We start from the raw sequence: 18,105 nt of genomic DNA on the forward strand, positions 1-18,105 counted from the left end.
CGTCATGAATTTTTTCGAGCAGCAGGACCGGGCGCAGCGCCGGACGCGTTGGTTATTGTTTCTGTTCGGCCTGGCGGTACTCGCCATCGTGTTGGTGATGAATGCCATCGTGCTGGTGGTGTTCGGTCAGGCAGAGCCTGCCGCTGCGGGCGAACCCTGGCTGACCCGTGAGTTCCTTGCCAGCAATGTCGCCGTGATGGTCTGGACGACCGTGCTGACGGTTGGCTTGATTGGCCTGGGCAGTCTCTACCGCACGCTCGGTCTGCGCGATGGCGGCGGGGCGGTGGCCCGCGAACTCGGCGGGACGCGGGTGGATGGCGATACCCGTGACCCGCTGCGGCGGCGCCTGATGAACGTGGTGGAGGAGATCGCCATCGCCTCCGGCGTGCCGGTGCCCGAGGTCTACGTGCTCGAGCAGGAGGCCGGTATCAACGCCTTTGCCGCGGGTTACTCGCCGGACGACGCGGCCATCGCCGTGACCCGCGGGGCCCTGGAACAACTGGACCGCGATGAATTGCAGGGCGTGGTGGCGCACGAGTTCGGGCACGTACTCAACGGCGACATGCGCCTGAACATCCGCCTGATGGGGATGCTGTTCGGGATCCTGGTGATGGCCCTGATTGGGCAGCGTGTGCTGCTCGCCATGAGCCTGTCGCGCAATAACCGCAACGCCGGGGGCATCGTCGCCGCGGGCGTGGCACTGATCGTGGTGGGCTATATCGGGCTGTTCTTCGGGCGCTGGATCCGCGCATCCGTTTCGCGCCAGCGGGAATACCTGGCGGACGCCTCGGCGGTGCAGTTCACCCGGCAGCCGGAGGGTATTTCCGGAGCGCTCAAGAAGATCGGCGCCGCCCATACCGAGCTCGGGGCGGACACCGAGGAGGTCGGACACATGCTGTTCGCTTCCGGGGCCGTCAGTCAGATGTTTTCGACCCATCCACCGCTGGTCCAGCGCATCCAGGCGATCGAGCCGGGATTCAAGCCGGAAGAACTGGAGGCCATCCGCGAGCAGATGCAGAAGGATGCCCAGGCGCGTCGTGTCGAAAAGGACGCCCAGGCCGAGGCGGAGGAACGCGACCGCGACGCGACGGAACGCCCGGGTGGCCTGCTCCTGAATCCGGAGCGGCTGATGGAAAACATCGGCGACCCGGGTCTTTCGCAGATCCTCGGGGCGGGGCTGCTGGTGGCGGCGATGCCGGGGCCGCTGGAGCGCGCGGCGCATTCCGATGCCTGGGGTGTCGATGTCTTGTTGTACCTGCTGATCAGTAACGATCCGGAAGTACGCGATCACCAGCTCCTGCGGATTGCCGGCACGCGGGGGGCGGAGAGCGAGTCCCACGTCCGCACCCTGCTGGAGGCCGAACCCGAGCTGCGCCCGGACCTGCGCATTCCGCTGCTGGAGATGAGCTTTCCGGTATTGCGCCATCGCCCACGCGAGGAACGCCGGCAGCTGGAAGGCCTCATTGACGAACTGATCCGCGCCGACGGCCGGGTATCGGCGTTCGAATACGCGACCGGCCGTCTGTTGCGGCGCCAGTTGCGCGACCTGGAGCAGCCCGAACGTGCCCGCGCGGGCGGACGCGACCGGCTGGCTCGCCATGCTGCCCACGCGCAGGACACGCTGGCCGTGCTCGCCCACCACGGCCATCCGGATACCCCCGACAAGGCACGGGCAGCTCTGCGCGCGGGCCTTCTGGCCCTGGCGATCGAGGAGCCCACCGACGAGGCCATTGCCGCAGCTCTGGAGCGGACTGCCGATGAGGCCGCCTGGGCCGAGGGGCTGGATAGGGCGCTGGAGGCCCTGGATGCCCTGCGCCCGGCGGACAAGCAGACCCTCATCACGGCGATGCTTGCCACGATCACGCATGGTGGCCAGACAGTGGTCGCGGAGGTGGAGCTGTTGCGGGCGATCGCGGCCTCGCTGCACGTGCCGTTACCCGTCGCGGAGATGCCCGCCGCCGACGCGGAATAGTGCGGCCCGCTCCCGCGGGTGCGACGATCGGGGCCGCGCGGTATGATGCGGCCGCTCCGGGGGCGTGGCGGAACTGGTAGACGCATCGGATTTAAAATCCGCTGGGCGCAAGCCCGTGCCGGTTCGATTCCGGCCGTCCCCACCAATCATTTCTACCCGGGTGTGTGATCGTGGCCAGCCCCCAACCCTGGTACGTCTATCTCCTGGAGTGCCGCGGTGCCCGGGTCTATACCGGGGTCACACCGCGACTGGAGGCGCGCCTGGCCGCCCATCGTGCGGGGCGCGGGGCGCGTTTCACCCGCATGTACCCGCCGGAGCAGCTCCTGGGGGCGAAGGTGTTTCCCGGCCATGGCGAGGCACTGCGCGAAGAACAACGCATCAAACGCCTGCCACCGGCCGAGAAGCGACGTCTCGCGGCTACATGGAAGAGGCAGAACGATGGGCCCGAGGGCGCGCTCGATTACGAGGCGTGAAGCGAAGGTCCGTGTTGCGTCCATGCAACGGTTCAGCCTGGCCCGGGAAAGGCGCATAGTAGGGCTCTGAGCGTCCCTGTGAAAAGGCCCGGCATGCCCCAGTCCACGGACACAACCGAAGGATCCGAAGCGCGGCCAGCGGCCCAGCCGACCGACGCCCGCACCACCGAACCGCATATCAGCGGCCCGATTGTGGCGGCACTGATTGCCGGGTTGCTGTTTGCCCTGCTGTTCGTAGCGATCGACCAGGCCTGGAAACAGCAGATGGCCGACCGCTACCAGCAAGCGGTGGTCTCGGAGGCAAGCAGTGTTCGGACCCGACTGGAAAGCGTGCTGAATGGCTCGGTCCATGCGACGATCGGCCTTGCCGCTTATGCCTATGTCCACCCGGACCTGACCGAGGACGACTTCGATCGTGCAGCGGACCGTCTTTATCGCAGCCAGCCGGATCTGATTCGCTCTCTGACGCTGGCGCGCGGCGAGACCCTTGCGCTGGTCTACCCGCGCGACGGCAACGAGGGCGCGATCGGCCTTAACCTGGCGGAACATCCGGAGCAGGGTGCTTCTTATCGAGAAGTGCTGGAGAGGCGGCAAACCGTTGTCGCGGGGCCCTGGACGTTGGCACAGGGCGGGCGGGGCCTTCTGGTGCGCGCGCCAGTCCTGACTGATCCGGAAGATTCCCCGGAACTCGTCAATCCGTGGACACTGTCGAGTATTGCGCTGGATTTTGACACGGTCCTCAGCGAGGCGGGTCTGGCACCGCGCCCTCCCGACCTGCAACTGGCACTGCGCGGCCTCGACGGGACCGGCGCCGACGGTGAGGTCTTCTACAACCCCGAACAGATCGACGTGGCCAGCGCGCCGCTCGCGCTCGACGTGACGTTTGCCGGGGGCCAGTGGCAGATGCTTGCACACCCCGTCCCCAACCCATCGGCCACGGAGCGCCCGGCCGCCTGGTGGGTGATGGGCGTGGTCGGGCTGCTGGCGGTCAGTGGCTATACGTTCCGCGTGGGGGAGGGCATCCGTCAGCGGCGGGAGGCCCTCACACGCTATCAGGGACTTGTGAATCGTCTTGCGGACGCCACTCTGGTGGTCGCCGGGCGCCACGTACTTTGGGCCAACCCGGCCTTTACCCGCATGACCGGCCTGTCGCCGGATCCTGGCCAGACCCTGTCGGCGCTGGGGGTGATTCAGGCCGACGATCGTCGGCACCTTCCCCCGAAGCTCGATTTTTCCATGGCATTGGAGAATCCGCGCGGACGCGAGATCCGCGTCCACACGGCGGACGGAGCTCAGCGGTTTCATTTGCTGCGCTGGGTGCCGATTGACTGGGAAGGGCAGCGGGCCTTCCTGTTGAGCTTTGTGGATGTACACGACAACCGAATGCTGTTCAACGCGTTGAGCGAGGCACGTGATCTTCAGGACGCGCTGTTCGAGGCCATGCCCGGCGATGCCCTGGTGATCGACGACACCGGGCTGGTTCGCGCGGTCTTTGGCGAAGCGCGGCGTGGCCAGGCACCCCAGCACACGGCCGCCGGCCACACACTGGCGGAACTGCTGCCGGATGAGGTCGCGCAGCGCTTTTCCGGCGTCGTGCGCCGGGCCTTGCGCGAAGGTGAATTGCAGGAGATTCAGTATCGCCTCGAGGCGAACGTGTTCCACGGAGGCGAGACGCGTCCATCACCGGAGGAAACCCGCTGGTACGAGGCGCGGGTACGCCCGATCGACGCACCGTTCGAAGGCTCGTCGGCCGTGGTGTGGCACGCCCTGGACGTAACCGAGCGCAAGCAGCTGGAAGAACGCATGCAGGCCCTGGCCTGGGAGGACCCGTTGACCAGAACCGCGAATCGTGCGGCGCTGGATCGGGCATTTCCGCGGCTTGCGGCGCGAGCGGATCGCAAGGAGGGACAACTGGCGCTGCTGTTCATTGACCTGGACCGTTTCAAGCCGGTGAATGATCGGTACGGCCATGCGGTAGGGGACGAACTCCTGCGCCAGCTGGCGCAACGGCTTGCGGCCAGTCTGCGTTCGGATGACCTGCTGGTGCGTCTGGGCGGGGACGAGTTCATCGTGCTGAGTGCGCCGTTGAATCGACGCGAGGAGGCCGGGAGGCTGATCGAACGGTTGCAGGCGGCTTTCCGCCAGCCATTCGAGTTGCACCCCGGCCACATGGAACCGGTGGAGGAGAGCCTCTCGTGCAGTATCGGGGTCGCCTTCTATCCCCGAGATGGTCAGCGCCTGGCGGACCTGATGATGGCCGCGGACCACGCGATGTACCGCGTCAAGGCCGCCGGGCGCAACGACGTGGCCTACGCGTCGGAAGCGGCGCCGGAATCGGGCACGGAGTGACGCGCCGGGGCGAACCGTGCCGCGGTTTGCGCCTCGAGGGGCTCGATCAGACCCAGCAGGTGATCGGCCAGCCATTCGCCGGCCAGCGGGGCATAGAGCAGACCGCGCGAGCCATGCGCCAGGCTCAACAGCACCCGGCCACCGGGATCCAGCCGGCTGCGCCCGACCAGCGGCAGGCGATCGCGGACCACGGCGCGTTCCCCGGTCCATTGCGCGAGGATCTCGACTGCCTGGGCATACTGTAGCCCCGGCACCCAGGCCAGATGCCGCAGATTGGTCTGATCATCCTCGGCCTGAGGGGACCGTTCATTTTCGGCTCCCGGGGCCTCCGTGCGGCGATAGGTCGCGCCGATCCAGGCGGTGCCGTCGTCTCCCGGGATGCAGTAGCCCTGACCGGTTGCGACATAGCCACCCCAATCGGGGAAGGCCGCACGGACCCGGGTCATCTGACCGGTTACCGTGGAGATACCCGCTTGTTCCGGGCACAAGGTGGTGCCATCGCCGGCGGCCGTCGCCACCACGACCGCGTCGAAGTCTTCAGACCCAGTGTCGCTCTCAACCTGCACGGTACCGGCGTTGGACGACGGTTTCAGCGCCTGTACCGATTCCATGCGCAGGGGCGGCAGGCCGTGGGCCACGGCCTCGCAAAGGGCCCGCATGTCGATCGCCAGACCGTCCGGGTAGTAGATGTGAGGGTCCGCGGTGCAACCGGGCCCGCCAGGGTCGAACAGCAGGGCCGCATGTTCGGGACCCGCTTTCAGCAGACGTTCCACGCGCTTGCGTCCGTGGGCACTGATGCCATGGAAGGCCACGCCCGTTGCCAGCCGGATACCGTATGCGCCGGTCGGGTCGAGCTGCCCGGCAAGGAAAGCGGTACGGCGCATCCCCGCGAGTGCCAGGGTATTCAGCGCCCCGTCGCGGGGGTGCAGGTTCGGTAGCAGGACGGCGGCCGGGTTGCCGGAGGCACCACCGCCGGCACCGTTCGGGTCGAAGACCGTGACCTCCACGCCTCGCGCCTGAAGGGCATGGGCGGCGCTGAGCCCGGCAACGCCGGCCCCCACGATGGCGACACGTTGCGGTACCGCGCAGGGTGCTGACTTCGTGGGCGACTGGGGCTCCCGAAGGGTCCCCACGAGACGCTCCCGTTTCGGGCCATGCCCCGGCACCCGGCGCACATCGAACCCCGTGCTCTCCAGGTCGCGTCGAACCTGACCGGCTGCAGTGTAGGTGCCGAATGTAGTACCCGGCGCGGAAAGCCGCGCCACTTGCCGGAACACCCCGGTGTTCCACAGGGCGGGATTGCTGCGCGGCGCGAACCCGTCAAAGAACCAGGCGTCCACGGTGCCGCGGATCTGGGCAAGTAGTGGAGCGGCGTCACCCAGGCCCAGGGTCAACGCGGCCCCGGCCTCGGGGAACTGGATTCGGTGGAGTCCGGGAACCGGTGGTGGATACTGGGCCCGTAACTCACGGGCGTCGGCATTGTCGAGGCCCAGGCGTTGGTGCAGGGCCGCTAGGTCGGCGGGTGCGAGCGGGTGGGCCTCGAGGCTCAACAGGGACAGGAAGGCACCGGGGGGCGCGTGGCGTCGCCACTCCTGCAGCGCCAGCAAGAGGTTGAGCCCGCTTCCGAAGCCGGTCTCGGCAAGCACGAAGCGCTGACACTGGCGGAAGCGCCGGGCGAGGTCGTTGGCCTCGATGAAGACCTCGCGGACCTCGGCATGCGGATCGCTGGAGCCGAAGTAGCCGTCCCCGTAGTCGGCGGCGAAAGGCTGTCCGTCACGCCATTCGAGGCGTGCCCAGTCGAGCAAGGGGGGGGGGAGCAAGGGTGTCGCCAAGGACCGGACCGTCACAGCCCGCCAGGCGCGATTGCGCGAGACGGGCCGTAATGGGAGGTTAGCGGGCCAGTTCTTCGAACGGGGTGAACGCCACCTGCTGGTTGCGCTGTCCGTTATCCAGCTGGGCCAGCAGGGTCTGGCTGATGGACTTGAAGCGGTCGAGCTCTTCGCCTTCCAGGGCGTCGCTTTCCGGCAGTTCCACGCGCATCGGGTTCTGGGGGCGGCTGTTCACGTGGATCTCGTAGTGAAGGTGCGGCCCGGTACTGCGACCGGTATTGCCGGACAATGCGATGCGGTCGCCACGCTCGACGGTCTGACCCGGGCGCACCAGCTGGCGGTCCAGATGCAGGTAGCGGGTGGAGTAGCCTTGACCGTGCTCGATCACGATGAAGCGACCGGCATACGGGTGGTTTTCGACGCGGGTCACGCGACCGTCGGCGGGTGCCTGGATCGGAGTTCCGATTGGCATGGCGAAGTCCGTCCCGTGGTGCGGGGCCACGCGTCCGGTCACCGGGTGACGACGGTTCGGGTTGAAGCCGGAGCTGATGCGATAGTTGCCGGAAAACGGGCGGCGATCGAACGGGGGCAGGAGGCTTTCGCCATCCGGGGTGTAGAAGCGCCCGTTGACGTTGCGCGCCGCACGGATCTCGATGCGCTCGCCTTCGTAGTCGAATGCCAGCAGACGCAGGTTGAGCGGGGTGTCGTCGCCCACCAGGGTTTCCTGCTCGACCAGCAGGGTGAACTGATCGCCGGTACGGGCGTGGGTGCGCACCGGCAGGTAGCGGTCCAGCAGCACGGCCAGGGCGTTGGCCGCACGCGCGGAGATATCCGCCCGTTCGGTCAAGGCGTTGGCGATGTTGCCATCGATCTCGGCCGTAATGATCAGGTGGCTGACCTCGCGGCCGTTCTCGACTTCGCCGAGTTCGAACTCCCAGCCATCGGCCTCGCGGACCCACTCATGCCCACGGGCCCGGTCGGTCCACAGGCGCAGGCGAGTCAGGTAGCCCTCGTCGTCGACCTGCCATTCGATCTCCTGGCCGGGGCGCACACGGTTCAGGATCGAGGCGTTGTCGTCGTCGTCCAGCAGACGGTAGAGGGTCGCCAGCGGGAGTTCCCATTCGCGCTCCCAGAGGCCCGTCAGACGCTCGCCTTTCTGCAGGGTGTGGGTGTACCAGTCGGTGTCGGTCGCTTCGGCGTCAGCGGCGACATCGGAGTCGCCGTCGAGATCGAAGGTCTCGTAGGACGTCGGGGCCTCGGCGTCCGGGTCGATTGCGGCGTCGTCGTAATCCGCGGCGGGCTCGCCCGGCAGGTCGGAGGCAAAAGCCACGGTCTGGGCGCCGCCCTCGAATGCGGCACTATGCGCCGTCCGTATCGACGCGCCGCCAGCCGGATGGTCCGTACGGGCGAGCGCGAGCTGGGATGCGGGGAGCGGATTGCCGGCGCCGATTTGCAGCGGTTGGGACGTCTCGGAGGGCTGGGAGGCAAGAAGCAGGCTGGTGCCCACCAGAATGGTGAGTCCGGCGGTCCCCGCCAGAAAGAAATGCAAAGTCTTTCTGTTGTTACCCATATGGCTGTTGCCCTGCAGAGTTTCCGCTTTATACCACGTTTTTTCGGGCAATAAACAGCGTCGGAAGGCGGTCTCCCGAAGTTTCGCGGCCTGCGCGTCTCAGGATCGAATCCCTACGCCCCGGTTGAGCAGGACCAACGCAACCCCGTACATGACTGCAATGAACCCGGCAATGATGGCGAAGGACATGGCGATCGGGAAGTCACTATGGCCCAGGCTGCCGTAACGGAAGGCGTCGACCATGTAGAGGATCGGGTTCAGCATGGACACGCCCTGCCAGAACTCCGGCAACAGGCTGATCGAGTAGAACACCCCGCCCAGATAGGTCAGCGGCGTCAGGATGAAGGTCGGGACGATGGCGATGTCGTCGAAGGTGCGCGCGAAGACGCCGTTGATCAGCCCGGCGAGGGCGAACAGGATGGACGTCATCAGCACGATGATCAGCATTACGCCGGGGTTGTGGATGCTGAGTGGGCTGAAGAACAGCGAGACGAGTAGTACGGCCACGCCGACCGCCAGCCCCCGCGCCACGCCGCCAAAGACGAACCCAAGAATGATCACGCTGTTGGGGATGGGCGAGACCAGCAGCTCCTCGATGTGGCGCTGGAACTTGGAGCCGAAGAACGACGACACCACATTGGCATAGCTGTTGGTGATCACCGCCAGCATTATCAGGCCCGGGACGATGAAGTCCATGTAACGGTAGCCTTCCATCTCCCCGATGCGCTCGCCGATCAGCCCCCCGAAGATAATGAAGTACAGCGCCGTGGTAATGACCGGGGGCAGGACTGTCTGCACCCAAATCCGGGCAAAGCGCAGCACTTCCTTGCTGACGATGGTCCGGAAGGCGGTCCAGTAATCGCGCAGATGGGAGTCGCTCATGCCTGATTCTCCGGCTGCTCGGTGGTCCCGCTGGCGCCGGGGGTCAGATGGCTGGGGTCCTGGCCGGGGCGGGTCATGCGGATGAAGAGTTCCTCCAGCCGATTGGCCTTGTTGCGCATGCTCTGGACGCGAATCCCAGCCTGATCCAGCACCCGGAACAGGTCGTTCAGGTGCTGGCCGCTGCGGATATCGGCCTCCAGCGTCATCTCGTCCACCTGACGCAGGGCAATCGGGGAATCCAGCGGGATGCCGGGTGGCGGCTCGCTGAGATCCAGCACCATGGTCTCGGTCTCGAGCTTGGCCAGCAGCTGCTTCATCGTGGTGTTCTCGATGATCGCACCGTCATCGATGATCGCGATGTTGCGGCACAGCGTCTCCGCCTCTTCCAGGTAGTGCGTGGTCAGGATGATGCTGCGCCCGTCGGTGTTGATACGGGTAAGAAAGTCCCACATCGAACGCCGCAACTCGATGTCGACCCCGGCGGTGGGTTCGTCGAGAATCAGTAGGCGCGGTTCGTGGACCAGGGCGCGGGCGATCATCAGGCGGCGCTTCATGCCGCCGGAGAGCGTGCGCGCCATGTCCTTGCGCTTTTCCCAGAGCCCCAGCTCCTTCAGGTAGTGCTCGCAGCGCTTCCAGGCCTCGCGCCGGGGGATGCCGTAGTACCCGGCCTGATTGACCACGATCTCGCCAATCGGCTCGAAATTGTTGAAGTTGAACTCCTGCGGGACCAGCCCGATGGAGCGCTTCACTGCCTGCAGGTCGGTATCCACGTCATGGCCGAAGACCTTGACCGTGCCGGCGGTCTTGTTGATCAGCGAGGTAATGATCCCGATGGTCGTCGACTTGCCGGCCCCGTTGGGCCCCAGCAGGGCGAAGAAGCTGCCCGGGGCCACCTCGAGGTCGATGCCCTTGAGTGCCTCGAATCCGTTCTTGTAGGTCTTCTTGAGCCCGCGAATCTCCAGCGCTGGCGTCATCGTCACATCCTGTAAGGCTAGGGGAATACGACCCCGGAGGGTCGACAAGGCAGGTATTATGAAGGCTTTGAATTGTTTTCGAGGAAAGCCGCGTGGATTCTGTTTTTGTTGCGTCGTCCGACACCGCCGTTCCCCTGATCCCGGTCAGCCGCGAGTCGCTGCCGGTCCGCCTGGAGAGTGCGCCGGAGAGCTGGCGCAAATGGGTGGAAGCCTCCGGGTTCGAGGCGGAGCCGGGCGCAACCCTGCGCATCCCGGATACCGAGGGCGGGCTGGCGGCGGTGCTGGCCGGCTTCGATGCGGAAACTCCGATCTGGATGGTGGCCGCAGCGGCAGAGACCCTGGGAACGGGGGATTACCGTCTGGAAATCGATTCCCTGAACCCCGAGATCCAGAACCTGGCGGCCATAGGCTGGGGCCTGGGACGTTATCGCTTCGAGCGTTACCGCGAGGCGCAGGATCGGTCGCCGCGGCTGGTGTGGCCGGAAGACGCGGATCAGGCGCGGGTGCTCGCGTTTGTGGAGTCCATCGGGCTGACCCGCAACCTGATCAATACCCCGGCCGCCGACATGATGCCGGCCAATCTGGCGTTGAAGGCTCGGGAGCTGGCCGAGGAATTCGGCAGCAGCCTGCATCTGGTCAGCGACAGCGACAAGCTGGAGCAGGATTTCCCCTGTATCCATGCCGTGGGGGCTGCCAGCGACCACGGGGCCCGGGTGATCGAGCTGACCTGGGGGGCGCCCGACGCGCCGTCGCTGGTGCTGGTGGGCAAGGGCGTGTGCTTCGATTCCGGTGGCCTGAACCTGAAGCCCGGCAACTCCATGCGCCAGATGAAGAAGGACATGGGCGGGGCGGCGATCGTGCTGGGGCTTGCGCGCCTGATCATGGCGCAGGCGCTCCCGGTGCGGCTGACAGTGCTGATCGGGGCCGTGGAGAATGCCATCGGCGCCGGGGCCTTCCGCCCGGGCGATGTGCTGACCGCACGCAACGGCAAGCGGATCGAGATCGACAACACGGATGCCGAGGGGCGCCTGGTGCTGGCCGATCTGCTGGACCGCGCGGGTTCCTTCCATCCCGACCTGCTGGTGGACTTCGCGACCCTCACTGGGGCGGCGCGTGTCGCCGTCGGGACGGAGATCAGCGCCTGCTTCACCCAGGACGAGGGCTGGGCGCGGGCGCTGGTGGAGCCGGCGCGCGAATGGGATGACCCGGTCTGCCAGTTGCCGCTGCATACGCCCTATCGGTACATGCTGGACAGTGACGTGGCGGACATCGTGAACAGCTCTACCGGCGGCCACGGCGGCGCGATTACTGCCGCGCTGTTCCTGAAGGAGTTCGTCCCCGAGGGCACGACCTGGATGCATTTCGACATCATGGCCTTCAACGACCGCGCGCGCCCGGGGCGGCCCAAGGGCGGCGAGGCGATGGGCCTGAGGGCGCTGTTCGCGGCGTTGGAGTCGCGCTACGGGCAAGCGCGGTAGGGCGGGGGCCCGCGGGAATCAGATCAGGCTCAGGTCGCTGCGGGCGCGAATGATCTTGCGCAGGGCGATCAGATAGGCGGCGGTGCGGTAGTCGAGTACCTCGCCATTGCTTTCCATCTCGCGGACCTCGTGCATCTCGCGGAAGGCCTCGCGCATGGCGTCGTCCAGGCCCGAGCGGACCAGGTCGATCTCCTCGGCCCCGCGCACCACGGCATCGCGAATCCATTCGGGGACGCTCTCGTTGGTCATCATCTCGATGGCACTGACGATGTGCTGGCCCTGTGCCTGGTCGTAGCGGCGCTCCAGGCGCCCGAAGCGCATGTGCGACAGATTCCGCACCCACTCGAAGTAGGACACGATGACGCCGCCGGCGTTGACGTACACATCCGGAAGGATCGTGACCCCGCGATCACGCAGGGCCTGGTCCGCCTCCCAGGTGCAGGGACCGTTGGCCGCCTCGGCGATCAGGCGCGCCTGGATCTGGTCGACGTTGTCCCGATGGATCGCGCCTTCCAGGGCGGCCGGAATCAGGATGTCGCACTCGCGTTCCATAATGCGGTTGCCATCGCGCACGAACTCGACCCCTGCGAAGCCCTCCATGGTGCCGCTGCGGCGAACGTAGTCGTGCAGGGCCTCGATATCGATCCCGTCCTCGGAATACACCCCGCCATCGCTCTTGATGACACCGACAATCTTCGCGTGATCGTCCTCCTGCAGGAAGCGGGCGGCGTAATAGCCCACGTTGCCGAAGCCCTGGATGATGATGCGCTGGTCGCCCAGCCCGCCCTCGAACCCGGCCTCGCGGGCCGCCGAGCCTTCGCGGAAAAAGGCCTGCAATGCGTACTGGACACCGCGCCCGGTGGCCTCCAGGCGCCCGCGTATGCCGCCCAGCTCGACCGGCTTGCCGGTCACCGATGCGGCATGGTCGAGGTCCTCCGGGTGGCGATCGCGATAGGTCTCCATGATCCAGGCCATCTCGCGCTGGGACGTCCCCACATCCGGTGCGGGGACATTCTGGGCCGGGCTGATGTAGTCGCGTTGAATCAGTTCGTGGGCGAACCGTCGGGTAATGCGCTCCATCTCCCATTCGTTGTACTTTTGCGGATCGATGCGCAGGCCGCCCTTGGACCCTCCGAAGGGGATATCCACGATGGCGCATTTGTAGGTCATCAGGGCCGCCAGGGCCTCGGCGTGATCCTGATCCATGGTCGGGGAGAACCGCAGGCCACCCTTGGCCGGCAGGCGATGGGCGGAATGCACCGCGCGCCAGCCCTTGAACACCTCGATGCGGTCGCGAAAGCGGATCGGAAAGCTCACCTGAATGACCGAGTCGCAGGTCTTGACGGCCTCCCGGGCCCCCTCGGGAAGATCGAGGTAGCCCATGGCCCGGTCGACCATGTGTGAGACACTATCGCGAAAGGTTTCAGGCACTTCGCTTTCCGACATGATGGCAATCCTTTCTGATTTTTGGGCGCCGCCTGCGCGGCATGGAGATTCTGTGAATGGGTGACGCGGGCCACGCTCCCGACCCGCGGTTTGCGGTTGCGCCGATGATGGACTGGACGGACACCTGGTGTCGCCGGTTCCATCGGCTGCTGACACGACGGGCATTGTTGTACACCGAGATGGTGCATGCCAACGCGGTCATCCATGGGGATCGCGACCGGTTGCTGGGGTTCTCCCCGGTGGAACACCCGATCGCGCTGCAGCTGGGCGGCTCCGATCCGGCCACCCTGGCGCAGGCCGCCCGCATCGCGGTGGATCGCGGCTACGACGAGATCAACCTGAACGTGGGTTGCCCCTCCGACCGTGTGCAGTCGGGCGCGTTCGGGGCCTGCCTGATGGCACAACCGGGACTGGTGGCCGAGTGCGTCGCAGCCATGCAGCAGTCCGTTGACGTCCCCGTCACCGTCAAGCACCGCATCGGCATTGACGACCAGGACTCGGAGGCCGACCTGCACGCCTTTGTCGAACGCGTGGCCACCGCCGGGTGCCGCCACTTCGTGGTGCACGCGCGCAAGGCCTGGCTCCAGGGGCTCAGTCCAAAGGACAATCGCGACGTTCCCCCGCTGGACTATCAGCGCGTCTATCGGCTGAAGGCCGAGTTCCCCGACCTGACGATTGTCCTGAACGGCGGACTGGACGACGTCGGCGCCGCGCGCGCGCACCTGGAGCATGTGGACGGGGTCATGTTCGGTCGGCTGGCCTACCACCAGCCCTGGAGCCTGTCGGTGGTGGACCGCCTGTATTTCGGGGGCGCGGACGACCCGACGCGCGAAGAGGTCCTGGAGGGCATCCTGGGGATTGCGGAGGGGATGCGCCGTGATGGCGTGCCGCTGGCGCGTCTGACCCGGCATGTCCTGGGCCTGTTCCACGGCGCGCCGGGCGCGCGCCAGTGGCGGCGGATCCTGACCGAGGGGGCCCACCGCCCGGATGCCGGGCCGGCACTGATCGAGCGGGCCGCGAAGGCCTGTCTCCCCCGGGCAGCCTGAGAGCCCGGAGTCGCCGCGGCGTGACTATTCGCGCGGGTCGTCCGGTGCCAGCCAGCCGGCCTCGAGCCCATCCTCGAGGATCTGCCGGATCATGGGGATTGCCTCCTCCCATTCCGCGATGCTGAGCGTCTCCGCGCTGCAGAAGGCCTCGAGAACGTCCGCCGCGACCGCCTGTGCGGGATAGTCGTTTCCGGCGATGCACAGGATCGGGCCATCGGGGCCCTGGAACCACGCACGCCGGACGCCGGGGTGGATCGCAAAGCGATCGGCCGGGCCGGCAGTGGCCGCCAGCTCCGGGTCCCCCGGGGCGAGCTCGACGTTGCCGGCGGGGCGGGTCAGGAAACGCCCCAGATAGGCGTCCAGGTCGTGATCCTCCGCCGCCAGCAGGGCGCGCAGGGCTTCGCGCAGCGCCTCGCGATCCGCGGCGGGAAGCTCCGCCGCGTGCGCGGACGGGTGCCGACCCGGATCCTCGAAGCGCGCCTGGTCGCCGATCACGTTGGCGCGTTCCTCGAGAAACCCGGTCAGGACATCGAGGATGGTCGGGGCGCGAAATCCTACCGACCAGGTCATGCACTGGTCGTCCAGCGACAGTCCGTAATGCGGCAGGTTGGGGGGCAGATAGAGCAGGTCGCCGGGACCCAGCTCCCAGGTCTCGGTGGGATCGAACGCCCGCAGGATGGCCAGTGGCAGATCATCATGGCAATCCAGCGATCCCGGCGGGTCCTGGATCTGCCAGCGGCGCCGGCCCGCGGCCTGGAACAGGAAGACGTCGTACTGATCCACATGCGGCCCGACGGAACCGCCGGGTGGGGCGTAGGAGATCATCAGGTCGTCCCGGCGCCAGCGCGGGATGAAGTCAAAGCGCGACAGGAAATCCGGGCCACCGGGCCAGAAGCGCTCCACGTCAGTAACCAGCAGGGTCCAGTCGCGTTCAGGAAGCTCGCCCAGCCGCTCGGCTTCGCAGGGGCCGTATTCGACATCCCAGTCCTGGCGGTCGACATGCCCGCTGACGATCCGGCTGGCCGCGTCCGGATCGGTGGCCAGGCCGGCGAGGTCATCGGGCTCGATCGGATTGTCGAAACCCGCAATCGCGTCGCGCACCAGGAGCGGGCGCTGTTGCCAGTAGTCGCGCAGGAATTCGGCGGGCGTCAGGCCGCCGAGTAGCGCGAGCGGTTGGTTCGGGTCCGGGGCCCCCATGCCGCGCGCGGGATCAGAGTTCGCGCGCGAGTCGGTCGGCGATCCCGGTGTAGCTGCCCGGCGTCAGCTCGCGCAGGCGGGCACGGGCCTCTTCCGGGATGTCGAGGCCGTCGATGAACGCCGCCAGGCCCTCGGGGGTGATGCGCTGACCCCGGGTCAGTTCCTTGAGCTTCTCGTAGGGCGACTCGATGCCGTAGCGGCGCATCACGGTCTGCACGGCCTCGCCGAGGACCTCCCAGTTCTGGTCCAGGTCCTCTGCCAGGCGTCCCGGCTCGATCTCCAGCTTGCCCAGGCCGCGGCCGAACGCCTTGTAGGCGATCAGCGACCAGGCGAATGCCAGGCCGATGTTGCGCAGTACGGTGGAGTCGGTCAGGTCGCGCTGGAACCGCGAAACGGGCAGCTTGCTCGCCAGGTGGTCGAACAGGGCGTTGGCCAGACCCAGGTTGCCCTCGGCGTTCTCGAAGTCGATCGGGTTGACCTTGTGCGGCATGGTCGAGGAGCCGACTTCGCCGGCGACCACCTTCTGCTTGAAATAGCCCAGCGAGATGTAGCCCCAGATGTCGCGCGACGCATCCAGAAGGATCGTGTTCGCGCGCATGAAGGCGTGGAACAGCTCCGCCAGGAAGTCGTGCGGCTCGATTTGGGTCGTATGGGTGTTCGGTTCCAGGCCCAGACTCTCGATCATGCGGCGCGACAGGGACGGCCAGTCGACTTCGGGGTAGGCCACGGAATGGGCGTTGAAGTTGCCCACCGCGCCATTGATCTTGCCGAGGCAGGCCACCCCGGCGATCTCGGCGCGCTGCCGCTCCAGTCGCGCGACCACGTTGGCCAGTTCCTTGCCCATGGTGGTGGGGGAGGCGGGCTGGCCGTGGGTGCGCGCGAGCATGGGCTGTTCGGCGAAGCGGCCGGACAGTTCGCGCAGCGGCGCGAGCACGGCGTCCAGGGCCGGCAGCATCACCATGTCGCGCGCCTCGCGGACCATCACGCCATAGGCGAGGTTGTTGATGTCCTCGGAGGTGCAGGCGAAGTGCACGAACTCGATCTGGCTCTGCAGGTCGTCGCGGTCCGCCATCTGCTCCTTGATGTAGTACTCGATCGCCTTCACGTCGTGATTCGTCGTGGCCTCGATCTCCTTCACGCGCGCCCCGGCCACTTCGTCGAAACTGAACGCGATCTCGTCGAGGAAGGCGCCGGCCGTATCGGTCAGCGCCGGGACCTCGGGGATCGCGGGCTCGGCGGCCAGGGCCTTGAGCCAGGCGATCTCCACCCGCACGCGGGCCTGCATCAGGCCTTGTTCGGAGAAGTAGGGGGCCAGGTCGCGGGTGTGCCGGGCATAGCGGCCATCGACGGGGCTGATCGCGGACAACGGGCTCAGGGACATGGGGATTCCGGGGTCGGGTTCGGGACAGGCGGCGCAGTATACTAAGGTGCTCAACTGCAATACAGCATCGCGCCACGCGCAAACCAGGAGGAAGGCATGTCGAAGCCCGCAATGCGTCAGGAACAGGACAGTCTCGGGACGGTGGAGGTCCCGGAGCAAGCCCTGTGGGGCGCCCAGACCCAGCGCGCTGTGGACAACTTCCACATCAGCGGGCGGCCGCTGCCGCAGGCCTTCATTCGCGCCCTGGCCCAGACGAAGGCCGCCTGCGCCGAGGCCAACCAGGGGCTCGACCAGCTCCCGGACGAGGTGGCCGGGGCGATCGTCGCGGCCGCCGAGACCATCGCCAGTGGCGAACATGCCGATGCCTTCCCGGTGGATGTCTATCAGACCGGTTCCGGTACCAGCAGCAACATGAACATGAACGAGGTGATCGCAAGACTGGCCTCGAGTGATGCCTTGACGGTCCACCCGAACGATCACGTCAACCGTTCCCAAAGCTCCAATGACGTGATCCCCACCGCCCTGCATGTGGCTGCCTCCGTTCAGATGGAAAAGCAGCTGATGCCGGCCTTGCGTCATCTCATTGCGACCATCGCGCGGCGCGAGGGCGAACTGACCGCAATCGTGAAGACCGGACGCACCCATCTGATGGACGCGATGCCGGTGCGGATGAGTCAGGAGCTGTCCGGCTGGCGCCGGCAACTGGAACTGGACGTCGAACGCCTTCGCGACACGCGCGTGCGGGTCAACCGACTGGCGATCGGCGGCACGGCGGTGGGCACCGGCATCAATGCACCGGCCCAGTTCGGGGACCGGGTCACCCACCGCCTGGCGGAGCGCACCGGGATCGCCTTCGAGCGCGAACCCAACGGCTTTGCGGCACTGGCCAGCCAGGACACCGCAGTGGAGCTCTCCGGCCAGCTGCGCACCACGGCCACCAGCCTGATCAAGATCGCCAACGACCTGCGCTGGATGAATTCGGGCCCGCTGGCCGGACTGGGTGAGATCGCCCTGCCGCCCCTGCAACCGGGCAGTTCGATTATGCCTGGCAAGGTCAACCCGGTGATCCCCGAGGCGGTGATCATGGCCGCGCAGCAAGTGGTTGGCCTGGACGCCGCGGTCGCCGCCGCGGGACAGGGGGGCAATTTCCAGCTGAACGTCGGCCTGCCGCTGATCGCCGACAATCTGCTCACCCAGATGGGTCTGCTGGCGCGCGCGGCCGAACACCTTGCCGATCGGGCCATCGCCGGCTTCACGGTCAACGAGGAGGTCTTGCGCGCGGCCCTGGACCGCAACCCGATCCTGGTGACGGCGCTGAACGCAGAGATCGGCTACGAGGCCGGCGCCCGGATTGCCAAGGAGGCGTACGCCAGTGGCCGGCCGATCGTTGATGTCGCGGCAGAACATACGGACATCCCGCGTGAACGCCTGCAAGCCTTGCTGAACCCAGCGAGCCTGACCGAGCCCCAGACGGACTAGTCCAAGGCCGCCCGGGCCCATGGGTTCGG

13 protein-coding genes and 1 tRNA gene are annotated in these 18,105 nt (G+C 67.0%); 7 read left to right on the forward strand and 7 right to left on the reverse strand.

Annotation, left to right across the window (positions count from 1 at the left end; translation table 11 throughout):
• Positions 1-4 precede the first annotated feature (4 nt).
• From G333_RS0108205 to G333_RS0108220, 4 genes are all read left to right on the forward strand, one after another.
• A complete protein-coding gene (locus G333_RS0108205) occupies positions 5-1,972 on the forward strand; it encodes a M48 family metallopeptidase (RefSeq protein WP_018951469.1) in 1,968 nt (655 codons plus the stop codon).
• A gap of 58 nt (positions 1,973-2,030) precedes the next feature.
• Positions 2,031-2,117, forward strand: a tRNA-Leu gene (locus G333_RS0108210).
• A 19-nt stretch (positions 2,118-2,136) separates the two neighbouring features.
• On the forward strand, positions 2,137-2,445 hold the full coding sequence (locus G333_RS0108215; protein WP_018951468.1) for a GIY-YIG nuclease family protein: 309 nt from the start codon (positions 2,137-2,139) through the stop codon (positions 2,443-2,445).
• Positions 2,446-2,538: 93 nt separating this feature from the next.
• Positions 2,539-4,794: a diguanylate cyclase domain-containing protein gene (locus G333_RS0108220; protein ID WP_019628175.1), complete on the forward strand. Its 2,256-nt coding sequence runs from the start codon at positions 2,539-2,541 to the stop codon at positions 4,792-4,794.
• Here the strand turns inward: G333_RS0108220 and mnmD are convergent.
• The 4 genes from mnmD to G333_RS0108240 all read right to left on the reverse strand — a co-directional run bounded on the left by mnmD (position 4,755) and on the right by G333_RS0108240 (position 10,049).
• Positions 4,755-6,599, reverse strand: coding sequence for a tRNA (5-methylaminomethyl-2-thiouridine)(34)-methyltransferase MnmD (gene mnmD, locus G333_RS0108225; RefSeq protein ID WP_019628176.1), 1,845 nt, complete (start codon positions 6,597-6,599; stop codon positions 4,755-4,757). The two genes, G333_RS0108220 and mnmD, sit on opposite strands and share 40 nt — an antisense overlap.
• 85 nt (positions 6,600-6,684) lie before the next feature.
• On the reverse strand, positions 6,685-8,193 hold the full coding sequence (locus G333_RS0108230; protein ID WP_038038130.1) for a peptidoglycan DD-metalloendopeptidase family protein: 1,509 nt from the start codon (positions 8,191-8,193) through the stop codon (positions 6,685-6,687).
• Positions 8,194-8,292: 99 nt separating this feature from the next.
• A complete protein-coding gene (locus G333_RS0108235; RefSeq protein ID WP_018169799.1) occupies positions 8,293-9,075 on the reverse strand; it encodes an ABC transporter permease in 783 nt (260 codons plus the stop codon).
• Positions 9,072-10,049, reverse strand: a complete 978-nt coding sequence (locus tag G333_RS0108240) for an ABC transporter ATP-binding protein (RefSeq protein WP_018937562.1) — start codon at positions 10,047-10,049, stop codon at positions 9,072-9,074. Before G333_RS0108240 ends, G333_RS0108235 begins: the two co-directional genes overlap by 4 nt.
• Positions 10,050-10,141: 92 nt before the next feature.
• Between G333_RS0108240 and G333_RS0108245 the strand changes: the two genes are divergently transcribed.
• A complete protein-coding gene (locus G333_RS0108245) occupies positions 10,142-11,527 on the forward strand; it encodes a M17 family metallopeptidase (protein WP_018937563.1) in 1,386 nt (461 codons plus the stop codon).
• A gap of 18 nt (positions 11,528-11,545) precedes the next feature.
• Here the strand turns inward: G333_RS0108245 and G333_RS0108250 are convergent, their stop codons facing one another.
• On the reverse strand, positions 11,546-12,973 hold the full coding sequence (locus tag G333_RS0108250; RefSeq protein WP_018937564.1) for a Glu/Leu/Phe/Val dehydrogenase: 1,428 nt from the start codon (positions 12,971-12,973) through the stop codon (positions 11,546-11,548).
• 56 nt (positions 12,974-13,029) lie between these two features.
• Between G333_RS0108250 and dusA the strand changes: the two genes are divergently transcribed.
• Positions 13,030-14,019 carry a tRNA dihydrouridine(20/20a) synthase DusA gene (gene dusA, locus G333_RS0108255; RefSeq protein WP_019628178.1) on the forward strand — a complete coding sequence of 330 codons (990 nt, stop codon included), beginning with the start codon at positions 13,030-13,032 and terminating at the stop codon, positions 14,017-14,019.
• A 24-nt stretch (positions 14,020-14,043) separates the two neighbouring features.
• Here the strand turns inward: dusA and G333_RS0108260 are convergent, their stop codons facing one another.
• Together G333_RS0108260 and purB are read right to left on the reverse strand one after the other, a co-directional pair.
• Positions 14,044-15,216: a cupin domain-containing protein gene (locus G333_RS0108260; protein ID WP_019628179.1), complete on the reverse strand. Its 1,173-nt coding sequence runs from the start codon at positions 15,214-15,216 to the stop codon at positions 14,044-14,046.
• 13 nt (positions 15,217-15,229) lie between these two features.
• Positions 15,230-16,597: an adenylosuccinate lyase gene (purB, locus tag G333_RS0108265; protein ID WP_019628180.1), complete on the reverse strand. Its 1,368-nt coding sequence runs from the start codon at positions 16,595-16,597 to the stop codon at positions 15,230-15,232.
• 96 nt (positions 16,598-16,693) lie between these two features.
• Between purB and G333_RS0108270 the strand changes: the two genes are divergently transcribed.
• The gene (locus tag G333_RS0108270; RefSeq protein WP_019628181.1) at positions 16,694-18,076 is read left to right on the forward strand and encodes a lyase family protein; all 1,383 of its coding nucleotides are present in this window, start codon (positions 16,694-16,696) and stop codon (positions 18,074-18,076) included.
• The last annotated feature ends 29 nt before the right edge of the window (positions 18,077-18,105 follow it).

The organism is Thioalkalivibrio sp. AKL10, from assembly GCF_000381845.1.
GTDB classification, from domain to species: Bacteria; Pseudomonadota; Gammaproteobacteria; order Ectothiorhodospirales; family Ectothiorhodospiraceae; genus Thioalkalivibrio; species Thioalkalivibrio versutus.

What these genes read in the sequence shown, in the direction of transcription:
- G333_RS0108240 (WP_018937562.1), bottom strand. Translation starts at nt 10,049, where the DNA reads ATGACGCCAGCGCTGGAGATTCGCGGGCTCAAGAAGACCTACAAGAAC.
- purB (WP_019628180.1), bottom strand. Translation starts at nt 16,597, where the DNA reads ATGTCCCTGAGCCCGTTGTCCGCGATCAGCCCCGTCGATGGCCGCTAT.
- G333_RS0108205 (WP_018951469.1), top strand. Translation starts at nt 5, where the DNA reads ATGAATTTTTTCGAGCAGCAGGACCGGGCGCAGCGCCGGACGCGTTGG.
- G333_RS0108250 (WP_018937564.1), bottom strand. Translation starts at nt 12,973, where the DNA reads ATGTCGGAAAGCGAAGTGCCTGAAACCTTTCGCGATAGTGTCTCACAC.
- G333_RS0108235 (WP_018169799.1), bottom strand. Translation starts at nt 9,075, where the DNA reads ATGAGCGACTCCCATCTGCGCGATTACTGGACCGCCTTCCGGACCATC.
- dusA (WP_019628178.1), top strand. Translation starts at nt 13,030, where the DNA reads ATGGGTGACGCGGGCCACGCTCCCGACCCGCGGTTTGCGGTTGCGCCG.
- G333_RS0108260 (WP_019628179.1), bottom strand. Translation starts at nt 15,216, where the DNA reads ATGGGGGCCCCGGACCCGAACCAACCGCTCGCGCTACTCGGCGGCCTG.
- G333_RS0108270 (WP_019628181.1), top strand. Translation starts at nt 16,694, where the DNA reads ATGTCGAAGCCCGCAATGCGTCAGGAACAGGACAGTCTCGGGACGGTG.
- G333_RS0108230 (WP_038038130.1), bottom strand. Translation starts at nt 8,193, where the DNA reads ATGGGTAACAACAGAAAGACTTTGCATTTCTTTCTGGCGGGGACCGCC.
- G333_RS0108220 (WP_019628175.1), top strand. Translation starts at nt 2,539, where the DNA reads ATGCCCCAGTCCACGGACACAACCGAAGGATCCGAAGCGCGGCCAGCG.